Source organism: Providencia vermicola (assembly GCF_020381325.1).
GTDB classification, from domain to species: Bacteria; Pseudomonadota; Gammaproteobacteria; order Enterobacterales; family Enterobacteriaceae; genus Providencia; species Providencia vermicola.
Map to the genome: position 1 here is coordinate 203,806 of NZ_JAGSPI010000004.1, position 13,189 is coordinate 216,994.

Annotated in this window: 10 protein-coding genes; 5 read left to right on the forward strand and 5 right to left on the reverse strand. The window is 38.2% G+C overall.

Annotated elements, in window-relative coordinates; genetic code table 11:
* Position 1: 1 nt before the first annotated feature.
* Positions 2–1,456 (forward strand): bifunctional 2-methylcitrate dehydratase/aconitate hydratase, encoded by a 1,455-nt coding sequence (locus KDJ85_RS07595; RefSeq protein ID WP_225819135.1) that lies wholly within the window; start codon positions 2–4, stop codon positions 1,454–1,456.
* Between the two features lie 66 nt (positions 1,457–1,522).
* Here KDJ85_RS07595 and KDJ85_RS07600 read toward each other — a convergent pair whose 3' ends face one another.
* Positions 1,523–2,563: a galactose-1-epimerase gene (locus tag KDJ85_RS07600; RefSeq protein WP_225819136.1), complete on the reverse strand. Its 1,041-nt coding sequence runs from the start codon at positions 2,561–2,563 to the stop codon at positions 1,523–1,525.
* Between the two features lie 240 nt (positions 2,564–2,803).
* On the reverse strand, positions 2,804–3,733 hold the full coding sequence (locus KDJ85_RS07605; protein ID WP_206082633.1) for a cation diffusion facilitator family transporter: 930 nt from the start codon (positions 3,731–3,733) through the stop codon (positions 2,804–2,806).
* 299 nt (positions 3,734–4,032) lie between these two features.
* On the opposite strand from KDJ85_RS07605, the gene KDJ85_RS07610 reads away from it, so the two are divergent.
* Complete coding sequence (locus KDJ85_RS07610; RefSeq protein WP_225819137.1) at positions 4,033–4,470, forward strand: universal stress protein; 438 nt, start codon at positions 4,033–4,035, stop codon at positions 4,468–4,470.
* Between the two features lie 62 nt (positions 4,471–4,532).
* Here the strand turns inward: KDJ85_RS07610 and eco are convergent, their stop codons facing one another.
* On the reverse strand, positions 4,533–5,009 hold the full coding sequence (gene eco / locus KDJ85_RS07615; RefSeq protein WP_206082635.1) for a serine protease inhibitor ecotin: 477 nt from the start codon (positions 5,007–5,009) through the stop codon (positions 4,533–4,535).
* Between the two features lie 267 nt (positions 5,010–5,276).
* On the opposite strand from eco, the gene KDJ85_RS07620 reads away from it, so the two are divergent.
* The 3 genes from KDJ85_RS07620 (at position 5,277) to KDJ85_RS07630 (ending at position 7,784) form a co-directional block, all read left to right on the forward strand.
* Positions 5,277–5,489 (forward strand): DUF465 domain-containing protein, encoded by a 213-nt coding sequence (locus tag KDJ85_RS07620; RefSeq protein ID WP_225819138.1) that lies wholly within the window; start codon positions 5,277–5,279, stop codon positions 5,487–5,489.
* A 212-nt stretch (positions 5,490–5,701) separates the two neighbouring features.
* Positions 5,702–6,076: a nitrous oxide-stimulated promoter family protein gene (locus tag KDJ85_RS07625; protein WP_225819139.1), complete on the forward strand. Its 375-nt coding sequence runs from the start codon at positions 5,702–5,704 to the stop codon at positions 6,074–6,076.
* An 886-nt stretch (positions 6,077–6,962) separates the two neighbouring features.
* Positions 6,963–7,784 (forward strand): helix-turn-helix transcriptional regulator, encoded by an 822-nt coding sequence (locus KDJ85_RS07630; RefSeq protein ID WP_225819140.1) that lies wholly within the window; start codon positions 6,963–6,965, stop codon positions 7,782–7,784.
* 203 nt (positions 7,785–7,987) lie between these two features.
* Here the strand turns inward: KDJ85_RS07630 and KDJ85_RS07635 are convergent, their stop codons facing one another.
* Positions 7,988–12,496 carry a hypothetical protein gene (locus KDJ85_RS07635; RefSeq protein ID WP_225819141.1) on the reverse strand — a complete coding sequence of 1,503 codons (4,509 nt, stop codon included), beginning with the start codon at positions 12,494–12,496 and terminating at the stop codon, positions 7,988–7,990.
* Between the two features lie 20 nt (positions 12,497–12,516).
* Complete coding sequence (locus tag KDJ85_RS07640) at positions 12,517–13,065, reverse strand: hypothetical protein (protein WP_225819142.1); 549 nt, start codon at positions 13,063–13,065, stop codon at positions 12,517–12,519.
* Positions 13,066–13,189: the final 124 nt, after the last annotated feature.

Below are 13,189 nucleotides of genomic sequence, written 5' to 3' on the forward strand. Positions count from 1 at the left end.
AATGACAACACAAACCGTGAGTTCTCAAAAAATTGAATTTGATAAAGTTATCAGTGACATTGTTGATTATGTAATGGATTACCCGATTGTTTCTGAACTAGCTTACGATACCGCCTATCATTGCCTGCTCGATACACTAGGCTGTGGTATGGAATCGTTAGAATACCCCGCCTGTAAAAAACTGTTAGGCCCAATAGTGCCAGGCACAATTGTCCCCAATGGTACGAAAATTCCTGGCACTCAATTTCAATTAGACCCTGTTCAAGGTGCTTTTAATATTGGCACAATGTGCCGCTGGCTTGACTTTAATGACACTTGGCTCGCCGCTGAATGGGGCCACCCTTCAGATAATTTAGGTGGCATCCTTGCTACCGCCGATTGGTTATCGCGGGAAAACCTAGCTAAAGGCAAAAAACCATTAATCATCAAAGATGTATTAACGGCTATGATTAAAGCACACGAAATTCAAGGGTGCATTGCCCTTGAAAATGCCTTTAACAAAGTCGGCCTCGACCATGTTATTTTAGTCAAAGTCGCCTCAACAGCTGTTGTCGCACAAATGTTAGGTTTAAACCGCGAACAAATCCTCAATGCCGTTTCCCAAGCGTGGATTGATGGCCACAGCTTACGCACTTACCGCCATGCGCCGAATACAGGCTCAAGAAAATCATGGGCAGCTGGTGATGCGACCTCTCGCGCAGTTAGGCTCGCATTGATGGCGCAAAAAGGCGAAATGGGCTACCCTACGGCATTAACTGCCAAAACATGGGGGTTTTATGACGTTTTATTTAAGGGGCAACCGCTTCGCTTCCAACGCCCTTATGGTTCCTATGTTATGGAAAACGTGCTGTTTAAAATCGCTTTTCCTGCAGAGTTTCACTCTCAAACCGCCGTCGAAGCTGCATTACAATTACATAGAACATTAGCCACTATGGGTAAAAGTGCCGATGATATTGCATCAATTGCAATTCGCACCCATGAAGCCTGTATTCGCATTATTGATAAAAAAGGCCCACTCAATAACCCTGCTGACCGTGACCATTGCATACAATACATGGTGGCTGTGCCATTAATTTTTGGTCGACTCACCGCAGCTGACTATGAAGATAATATTGCAAAAGATAGCCGTATTGATGCACTTCGTGCCAAAATGCACTGCCATGAAGACACACAATTTACCGCCGACTACCATGACCCAGATAAACGTTCAATTTCTAATGGATTAACCATTACGCTAAATGATGGTCACGTGTTAGATGAAGTCGTGATTGAATACCCTGTAGGCCATAAGCGCCGCCGTAAAGAAGGGATGCCATTATTATTGAAGAAATTTAGAATTAATTTGGCAAGGCAGTTTCCTGAAGCGCAGCAGCTGCGTATTCTTCAAGCATCACTCGATAAACCCATGTTAGAAAAAATGCCTGTAAATGAATATCTGGATTTATTTGTGATTTAAATTCACCTTGAATAATGACAAAACGCCGCTATATATTGCGGCGTTGCTATTTTTAGTATCAATAAATTAGAAAATAAATTGATAGCGCGTTTGACTGGAATAAACCCGCTGCGCTTCTGCAATCCCTGTATATAACGCCCCCCATTCAGGGTGATTGACTGCATCAGGTGGAAACTGTGTTTCTAAAGCCACGCCAGAATACGCGGTATAAATTTGGCTTTTGCCTGCAATCGCAAACAATTGATTTCCACTATAAAGCTGCATCGCAGGCATAGTCGTGGTGATTTTCATCTGCACATCACCATCAGGTGCACCTAGTATTGCTGCTGTTTGCTTCCCATCGGCTATACCGCTATTGAAGATAAACGTATGGTCATACCCGCCAACTGCGGCCTGTACATCATCTTGTAAAAAATCTCGCCCAATGCGTTTACCCGCACGAAAATCAAAGTTCGTCTCCGTGACATCCCGCCACTCCCCTGTCGGGAGCCCTTCTGCTGTTGTGGGTAAAAATGTATCGGCCGCTATCTGCAAGTCATGCTCAAATGCGGTTCGAGCAGAATCTTCCCCTGCAAGGTTAAAATAAGTGTGATTGGTCAAGTTCACTGGGCAGTCTTCCGTTGACTGGTATTTATAATCAATAACTACTTGATTATCTTCAGTTAGCTCATAGCTAACCTCAACCAATAATGTTCCTGGAAAACCTTGATCCCCCGCAGGCGAAACTAAAGAAAAAACCGCTTTGGATGGACTAGGCTGCATGATCCCCCAAATTCGATAGCTAAAATTGCTTTTTCCACCATGTAAGCAGTGGATATCTTGATTATTGGAAACCGTGTATTGATGGCCATTTAACGTAAATCGTGAGCCACAAATGCGGTTTGCAACTCGCCCGATGGTCGCGCCGAGATAAACCCCCTGCTCCATCTGCTTCGCCATGTTGGGTGACCCTAAAACCACATCTCGCTTCCCACTTGGTAAAGGCAATATACAGCTAACCCAGCTGGCGCCTAAACTTGTGAGTAAAATTTTCATTCCATTTTGATTAGTCAGTGCAATAACTTTTGGCGATCGGATAGCGTGACGCTGTTCTTGAGTAAACCGCATTTTTCCCTCAATATTCGACAGTAATCTATTCAGCTGAAGGGGTTAAATATTAACATTTGCTCAACCGCCCCTTCCGCGTGAACAAAAAAATTGTTCCATCCTGCAACAACAAGTTGATTTTCCACTGGTTGCCTATTGAGTGCAATAACTTATTGGCTGATATTGTTTTAATATGACAAAAAAATAACCGAATAAGATACAAAATTCGGTTATTTTGAATACATATTGGTAACCATTTTATTAATGTTTGATGTGTTTGTCGTAAGGATCTAAGTGAGTCATCACATCTAAAATTTGTGGGTTTTCCATGAGTTTTTTACGTGTATTAACAGCAATATCATGCCCTTGAGTAATACTCATATTTCCATCAAGCTCTAAATGCACATCAACTAATAAAAAATCCCCTGATTTGCGGGTTTTTAAATCATGATAGCCCGATAATTCGTCGATGCTATCTAGTACATCGCGAATTTCTTGTAGTGTCTCCTCATCAGCGCCTTTATCCATTAAATCTTGCATAGATTGATTGGTAAATTTAAAACCCATTCTGAAAACAAATGTCCCCACAATCATTGCAGCAAGTGGATCAAAAATACGCAGTCCACATAAATTACCTACAATACCAATAGCCACAACCAAAGAAGATGCCGCATCAGAACGTGCATGCCATGCATTTGCAACTAACATGCTGGAATTCACTTTCTTTGCCACATACAACATATAACGGAATAACCCCTCTTTTGCGACTAATGCAACCAACGCTGCCACTAATGCGATCATATGAACTTCAGGGATCAAATCAGGATTGAGTAGCTTTTCAATGGCAGACCACACCATCCCCACGCCAACAATCAATAAAATAATCCCCAAAATCAATGATGCCCCATTTTCATAGCGAAAATGCCCATAAGGGTGGTCTTCATCTGGTTTTTTGTGGCTCTTTTTATTGGCGATCAGAACAACAAAATCCGCGATTAAATCGGATAATGTGTGGATCCCATCAGCGATTAAACCTGATGAGTGAGAAAAAATACCAATAATGATCTGCCAAATAGATAGTAGCGTATTGACTAACACACTAATCAATGTGCTTTTTTTCGCCGCCTTAAATTTAGCCTGCTGAACGACAAACTCCTTGCTTGGCTGCCCTACCGCTTCATTTTTATTCATACCATCATTTCTTTAATGAAAAACAAAATAATTATCATTTAAATAAACTTTTTAAATCAATAAGTTAAATAAATACTCTACCAATACTCGCACATTAAATGTTAAATGTCTCATGATAATTTGTAACCAGTTAGCTTAGATGAAAATGGTTATTCTTTATTTTTGATTACAAATGCGTTCATTATTTAAAATAGCGATAAATGCGCACTTAATAGCATTTCTTCTAGCTTATTTAACTTATAGTATATAAATAGTGAATTGCTATAATCGATTTCAAATAACATATGAATGAGGTGGCTATGTATAAAAAAATTCTAGTTCCTATCGATTTACTAGAAGATGAGCTAAATCAGGACATCATAAAACACGTTGAAGCCTTAGCCATGTTGGGGGCACCTGAAATTCATTTTTTATCCGTCATTCCGAGTGTTGAATTATTTTTTGGTATTGAAATCGCCGCACTACCCGAGAGCCAAAAAAACTCTGCGGAACGCTCGGTTTTAGCGATACGTGCACTGGAAGAAATAATTAAAGATATAAAAGTGCCAGATGCTCAGATTAATTGCAAAGTTAGCATTGGCTCAGCGAAAGATGAAATCTTAGATTATGCACAAGAGATTAATGCGGATTTAATTATGGTGGGTTCACACCATCCAAGTACCTCAACTTATTTATTAGGTTCAACAGCGTCAGCTATTGTTCGTCATGCAAAAACATCGGTCTTTGTGATCCGCTAAAATAATAGATAAAAAAATGCCGCAAATTTATAGGATCACCTTCAATTAGCGGCATTTTTTATTTATTTTTTGGTGGAATCAATTAGCTTATCGTCTGTTGACCAAATACGATATTTAACGTCCATATCTGCAGGCGCATAGACAACAATAGGGAGTTTGCTGTTATAACGAACAAACGCATCATCACCTAATTGTGTGGTAATAAAACGGTCTTCAGCTGGCTTAGTACAGGCCATCATCGTTGATGCAGGCCCTTTAATTTCATCCAACTTATAGTAGTCGTAACCCCAACCCTCTAAGGTTTTTTTATCAAGATCTCCCATAAACCACTGATGGTTACAATCTGCTTTAATTGTTTTACCAATGACCAGCTCAACCATAAAGTTATTTTCATTTTGCTGGTTAGCGAGTTGAATCACATGACGAGTCATACCTGATTCTGCTTTTGGATATGGTGCGATCTTTTCCAAGTCCTCCGTTGCTACTGCACAAGATGAGACAAGTGCCGCTGCCATTACAGATAAAATCGCTTTCTTCATCATTTGTTCCTATTTCAAAAGAGAAAATCAATTAAAAACTCTAAGTTCCACCACATAGTAAGTCAATTACACTGTAATTATCACTATAGATGATTCTTAATTACAAAAATATAGGTTTTTCACAGTAGGTAAGCGTAATAATACTTAATTTTAGTATAAGGATCATAAAAATGATAAAAATTATGTAAATTACCCGCTAATTTAATGCACAAAATATGCGCACTGATTATACTAAATTTGAGGCTTAATACATTCTGAGGAGGTAGTATGTTATCAGCAGATCAAGATTTAGTTTCAAAATTAGTATCCACACATCCCCGTTTTCAAACGCTATATGAAAAGCATCATCAACTTGATAAAGAAATCAGTAAACTCGAAGGCCCGTCTGGCGCTGGTTATAACGAGCACGTAGCCAAACTAAAAAAAGAAAAATTACATCTTAAAGATGAAATGCAAAAAATAATGCAATCTAGCCTGTAACCTATTAAAGATAGGCTCGATAATTTTATCTTTTTATTGAGTATTCAAGTGGTTTCAGTAAAAGAGGGTGGCCCACTGGTTAGCCCTCTTTTTCATTATCCCCAAATTTATTGAACTCTATCAAAGAATCCATTATTAAGCTCTCATAAGCTTTCTATTGAAACAATTAACATGTATATTAAATGCATGTTTTATTTTAAGCAGAGGCGATCATGGTTGGTAAACGAATAAATCGGGAAATTAAAACGATTGAAAAAATGATCAATATCTATGAGAAAGCGCACCCTGCCCCCAATGACAAACCAGATTATTATCAAAAGCTTTTCACTTATGCTGTTAATCGCTTAGAGAAATGTCGTTATGGGGAAGCGAAGCCTGCCTGCAAACAATGCCCTATTCATTGCTACCAACCGAAAATGCGAGAACAAATGAAAGCGGTGATGCGCTGGGCTGGCCCTAAAATGCTGTTACACCATCCAATACTCGCAATTCGACACCTACTTGATGACCGTAAGCCAGTGCCCCAACTTCCAGCTAAAATTAATAAGCGAGCAGCACAGAAACAAGACATAAATAAGTCGAATTAACTTAAGAGCAGAAACATTACAGCATAATCCACATAAGCGTAAGCTACTTTTTTTATACTTATTTACATAAGGTATGTCTTATTCTTTCAGTTTTTCCTCACCATTAAGAAATTATCAATATCCAACTGATATATTTATATTTTTTTGCAAAAAAACCTTTTATGCGTAAACATAAAAATGAAAAACATTGGAATCTCTTACCTTAGCACTGACTATTTATGACTGAAATGTATCCTTCTAAAAAATAGTAACCCAAAATAACTAATTACTAAAATCTATATTTATATTACCTATTAAAACCATTAACACCGCCTATCAATTAAAAATAGAGACATATGTCTCATTATTATGCATTTAAGCGCCATTTAAATAAAAAATATCAATCATAACGATAATTTAAATAAATAACTCAAGTAAACAATAAATAAATACATAAGAATTATTTATAACTTATGTTTTTTACGAATGTTTAATCAATTATTAACATGGTAATAAAACCGATTACTGCACTAAAAATGATGGTTCTATACAAAAATGAAAAAAAAACACGGCTAAAAGGTAAAAAACAATAAAAAATTTACAACTAGCCGAATAAAACAAAACAGAACAATAAACTGAATATTACCCATAACATTAGGATATTATAAAATTCGAATCCCAATAAGCATGGTAAAACCGAGCTAAAATAAAAAATAAATCGGAAAAACTATATTTTGAAACATTTATTAATATTTAGAATAACAAAATGACACATAAATAATCGATTTATATAATTTCAACCATACAAGTAATATCAATTTTTTATATCAACATAATTTCTTTTTTTGATATTTAATTTCGATAGTGATATTTAAATAGTATGAATACGATTACTTAGGTGGCTATAATGCAAATTAAAAATAATTTAAATCAGACAGTTATAAAAAAAATGACTATTGATAACGGGCTAGCACATACCATTATCGATTTAACATCCAAAGGTGTCATTATTGTAGAAAAAGGAACACTATTACTGGAAACCCCTGCCAATGTGCAAACTTTAAATGAAGGTGATATTTTATACCATAAACAAGGCTCTTACTCATTTCAGTCTGCTGATTTAACAACAGATTGTCAGTTACTCTGGGTAGGTTTAAGCGATGACTTTCTACGTGAATTTATTACTCTACATGGTTCACAACTGAGTGAGATCGAGCGATTTGAAGATACATCATCTGATATCATCAAATTCACCTCATTTCGCTTAATTAAAGACATTAAAAATAGCTTAAATGCAATCATTGACCACGATTATCCTGAGGCTATCGTATCATTACGAATAAGGGAATTATTGCTATTATTATCCTACAGTGAACAAGGTGCTATTTTACTTTCTAACTTTAAGCAATTAAGTAACCGTCAAGCCCAACGATTGCAATTATTCATGGAAAATAACTATTTGAAAGAATGGAAGTTAAGTGAATTTGCTCGTACATTTGGAATGGGTTTAACAACATTTAAAGAACTATTTAATACCGTTTATGCAACATCACCCCGTTCATGGATCAGTGAAAAACGAATTATGTATGCGCACCAATTATTGGTAAACACAGCAATGAGCATTGTTGAAGTTTCAATGGAAGCCGGCTTCTCTAGCCAATCTTATTTCACACAGAGTTATCGAAAACGATTTGGTTACACCCCGAGTAAATCAAGAATAACCGCTTAATTACTCAATAAAACCGAGCATAGACACATGCCCTGTCAGTTATAGTAATTTATGATTTAACTATAATCTGGCAGAAAGGCAACCCAAAGCCCCTTCTTTTATTTCACTTTTAACTATTTTTCATCTCCAATTACTCGCCATAAAAAAAGGCAATTTGCCTGAATGACAAATCACCTTTTCAAAAACCTAAACGAATTCTTTAGTTATTTGACTTTCATAATCTTTAAGTCAATGATAGACATAGAGTTTGGTGGTATTTCACCTGGGACGCCCTCTACCCCATAGCCACCTTCTGGCTTAATATAAACTTTCACCATACCGCCTTCTCCCGCACGTTCAACAAACGAATTTAATGGCGTAGGTAATTCATTATAAGGCAGCGTCACAGGGTTTTTATCGGTATACATGACTGTAACCGTTCCATCCGTTAACTGCTCTCTCATAATAAATGTGATGTCTTTCTTTTTAACATCGTTAATCGGCGTACCACGCTGAATAATTTTATAGTATGTATTATTATCCAGCTTACTGTATTTCTGTGCCGTAATATCTTGAATTATCTTCTGATTTTTCTTAGCATTTTCTGCGGCAACAACCTTGATATCTTTACTTGGTGGCACGCGTCCTGCTAGCCCTGCGTTCGAGCCCGTTTTACCTTTCGCTTTTAACGCATTATTTTCGTCTTGTAACAGAGTTATACGACGATTTAAATCCATAATTTGTGATTTAAGCGTCTCATCACTCGAGAATGATTTTTGTTCCTCTAACTCAGCCTGTAGTTTTTTCAATTGCTCTTGCGCAGAAGCTAATTCTGTTTGTGCTTTGGTTGCAGAACCCAATTTTTGAGCATCTAATTTCAAAGCACTAATTTGTTTATTTGCATCAGCCAGTTGTGACTCAACCTCTGCTTGTTTTTTAGCCTTGGCCGCGATGTCATTTTCAAGCTTGCTAATTTGCGTTTCTTGTTCTTTTGTTTGTTTTGCAAATTGTGAGTTTTGTAATTCGAGTTTTTTTCTTTCACTTTTTTGTGCCGCAAGTGCATCTTGAATCGCTTTTTTCTCTGAATCAAGTTTACCCAAAGCATCTTCTTTTTGCTTCAACAGCGCTAACTGCTTATTCAAATCTGCTGTTAATTCTTTTACTTGCTGATCACTTGCTTGTCCAATTAATGCCGTTTGTTTTTCAACGTCTTTTTGTAGTTTTTTCAAGTTATCATTAGCCTGAGCTAACTGTTTCTGAGCCGACGCATAATTTTGCTCATTTTGAGTTAGTGTGGCCTGGAGTTGCTGCAGCTGTTTCTGGCTTTCTGTATATTGTTTAGAAAGCGTATTTTGAGCTGCTTGATGCTCTTGTAATTGCTGTTTAGCCAGTGCAAGCTCAGATTCTAGCGTAATCTTTTGAGCAACTTTAGCCGATTGCTCAACGAGTGACGCTTGGATTTTATCTGCTTGCTGTGTTTTTTCTTTCAATTGAGCAGAAAGTTGCTGATTTTTTTGCTCTAATTCTTTCGATGTTACTTGTTGTTTCGTCAATGCCTCTTTCGCTAAACGGCTATCTATCTCTGCTTTCTTCAAACCATCTTCTTTTTGCTTTAACAATGCAATTTGTTTATTTAAATCGACAGTTAATGCTTTAATTTGCTGATCCGTAGCTTGGTTCATTAATGCAGTTTTGGTTTCTATATTCGCTTTTAACGTTTTAAGCTCTAAGTTAGCTTTGTTTAATTGCTCTTGCTCAGCAACATAATTCTGTTCATTTTGACTGAGTTTGGCTTGCAGCTCAGCCTGCTGTTTTTCACTGCCGGCCAACTGTTTCGCCAACGTGTTTTGCAGTGATTCATGCTCCGCTAACTGTTTCTTCGCTGCCGCTAATTCTGCTTCTAACGCAGCTTTATCCGCAGCCTTCGCCGTTTGTTCCGCTAACGCGGCTTGAATTTTATCGGCCTGTTGCGATTTTTCCGTTAATTGCGCGGCTAATTGCTGGTTTTTCTGCTCTAGCTCTTTGGCTGCTGCTTGCTGTTTGGCCAGCGCATCACGGGTTGATTCGCTATCCGCTTGGGCTTTTTTCAACCCATCTTCTTTTTGTTTCAGCAACGCTATCTGTTTATTTAAATCCGCCGTGATTGCTTTCACTTGTGCATCACTGGCTTGATTTAGCAATGCTGTTTGTTTTTCAACATCTTTACGTAATTGCTGTAAATCCGTATCGGCTTGCTTCAACTGCGCCTGTGCAGCAACATAATTCTGTTCATTTTGGCTGAGTTTGGCTTGCAGTTCAGCCTGCTGTTTTTCACTGCCGGCCAACTGTTTCGCCAACGTGTTTTGCAGTGATTCATGCTCCGCTAACTGTTTCTTCGCTGCCGCTAATTCTGCTTCTAACGCAGCTTTATCCGCAGCCTTCGCCGTTTGTTCTGCTAACGCGGCTTGAATTTTATCGGCCTGTTGCGATTTTTCCGTTAATTGCGCGGCTAATTGCTGGTTTTTCTGCTCTAGCTCTTTGGCTGCTGCTTGCTGTTTGGCCAGCGCATCACGGGTTGATTCGCTATCCGCTTGGGCTTTTTTCAACCCATCTTCTTTTTGTTTCAGCAACGCTATCTGTTTATTTAAATCCGCCGTGATTGCTTTCACTTGTGCATCACTGGCTTGATTTAGCAATGCTGTTTGTTTTTCAACATCTTTACGTAATTGCTGTAAATCCGTATCGGCTTGCTTCAACTGCGCCTGTGCAGCAACATAATTCTGTTCATTTTGGCTGAGTTTGGCTTGCAGCTCAGCCTGCTGTTTTTCACTGCCGGCCAACTGCTTCGCCAACGTGTTTTGCAGTGATTCATGCTCCGCTAACTGTTTCTTCGCTGCCGCTAATTCTGTTTCTAACGCAGCTTTATCCGCAGCCTTCGCCGTTTGTTCCGCTAATGCGGCTTGAATTTTATCGGCCTGTTGCGATTTTTCCGTTAATTGCGCAGCTAATTGCTGATTTTTCTGCTCAAGCTCTTTGGCTGCTGCTTGCTGTTTGGCCAGCGCATCACGGGTTGATTGGCTATCCGCTTGGGCCTTTTTCAGTCCGTCTTCTTTTTGTTTCAGCAACGCTATCTGTTTATTTAAATCCGCCGTGATGGCTTTTACTTGTGCATCACTGGCTTGGTTTAACAGCGCCGTTTGTTTTTCAACATCTTTACGTAATTGCTGTAAATCCGTATCGGCTTGCTTTAACTGCGCCTGTGCAGTGGCATAATTTTGTTCATTTTGGCTGAGTTTGGCTTGCAGCTCAGCCTGCTGTTTTTCACTTGAAGCTAACTGAGCCACCAGCTCATTTTGTGCTGTTTGTGACTCTTTTAACGCTTTCTCTAATACAACTTTTTGCTCTGCTTGTGCTGTTTTTTCAGTTAAAGAAGCCTGGATTTTTTCCGCTAGCTGTTCTTTCTCTGCTAACTGAGCTAACAATTGTTGATTTTGCTGCTCTAATTGTTTAGCGCCTGCTTGCTGAGCACTCAAAGCCGACTGGGCAACATCTTTTTCATTTTTTGCAGTATTTAGTTCAATTTCTTTTTGTTTGAGTAATTCTTTTTGCTGCAAAAGCTCATTGGTCACTAATTTCACTTGCTCATCTGAATTTCCTGCAAGCTGTAATTGGTTTTTAGCATCTAGCTCTAATTTTGCGATATCTGCTGTTAACTGCTCAATTTTTAAATTTGCAGTGACATACAGCTCCTCTTTCTCAGCAAGTTGTTGTTTGATTTTAGATTGCTCAATTGCACTTTCATTTAATTGTTTTTCAAGTTGAGCAATCGTTTCTTGGGTTTGCTGATTCTCTTGGCTAAGCTGTGTTAAATTATTCTGTTTCTGTTCAATCGTTTTTTCCGCTTCTGCCAGTTTACGATTTAGCGTATCAATTAACGATTGATCATCTGAAGATGAATTTAATAGAGCTTGTAATTGCGCAATTTGATTTTTATTTTGTTTAACATCGTCATTAAGCTGATTAATTTCAAATTCTTTTTCTGCAATTGTCTGTGTTAATTGCGCGATACTCTTATTATGGTTAATTAGCTCAGCGACAAGTTGTTCATCATTTAACAAATTGTTATACGAAATAAGCTGCCCTACACCTTGTGCAATACCAAATTTATACAAATTGGTTAGCTGCTGGCGTTCAATTAATTTTGCAAGTTGTTCAAGATAGGCTGAGGCATCTATCCCAGACGGTCTGGCAAATTTAGAAGAATACAGCCCAAGAGGATCGAGAACTAACTGATATTTAGCAAAGTCCCTTGCTAAATATTCAGGGTTCCATTGGCTACTTTGAAAAAAGTATGGATAGGATGAGAGTAAAATTGGCGCAGACGCGTTATCTGTTGTCACCGCACAGATATCAGAAAAAGTCGTTTTTTCTGGTTCTGTTGGCGTCACTTTAGCCGAATCGACTTGGCTTACCGATGCTGCGCCAGACTTTCTTTTACTCGTCGTTTTCCCTTTAGTCCCTTTATTCGCTGCCGCAGACTTTTGCTTTTCTTTCGGCGTAGGCACTGTCGAGAGTGAAGAGAAAATATCGTAACCTTGAGCTTGTGTATTAACTGGCTGTTGTTGCTGTTTTTGCTCTTTTACTTTACCTTCGCTTTCCAATTGGAGGTAAGTGTCAAAATCATCAATAACGCTATTAAATTTGTCTGCTTTTGGAGCATGACTAAAAAATGTCGTAACAAGTGCCAGCGACACACAAAGCCTAAGGTTTATTCTCATAATCCACTAATTTTCTTCAATGTTGATTCGGTAGACAATACTGAGTTATAGCGAACTTTTGCACAGAGTACTTTCGTTTTAGATTCAATCGCCATTTGCAGTAATTCAATTGTGTCAGGGCTAGCAGTGCCTTCAACTTCTCTGTAGAGACGATTGATTTCACTAACCTCTTTGAATGAGCCTACTAAACGGTTGTAATCTTTTGGTGAAAGTGTTTTCAGTGCGTTTAATTCCTTAACACACGTATTTAGGTGAGCAAATGTTTGTTGTTCAGCGCCACTTTGTCCATAAGTTGTTGACGCTATTGGTGTACGATTAATAGCGCTATTTAGAACTTTTTGTGATTCTGGATAAGAATCATCAGTTTGAGCCGCGCTTGCTGATGGTTGCTCAGCAGCAGGGGCGGTATTTGCTGTTACGGTTTGTTTACTTGGGGTATTCGGTGTTGCTGTATTGTATGTGTCTGAGCCAAATGTACAGCCAGAAAGAAGAGCCGTACCTGCTATAAGCAAAGATGCAACATAAAATTTATTTTTTAAAAACATATGGTTACCTTACCAGTACTTTTCTTCGCTATTATAATGATGTCCAAGAAACCTAGTGTAAGCTAAAAACTAGTTATTTTCTATAAGTCCGAATGTAGAAATAGAGTCATCTCATAAATTTATG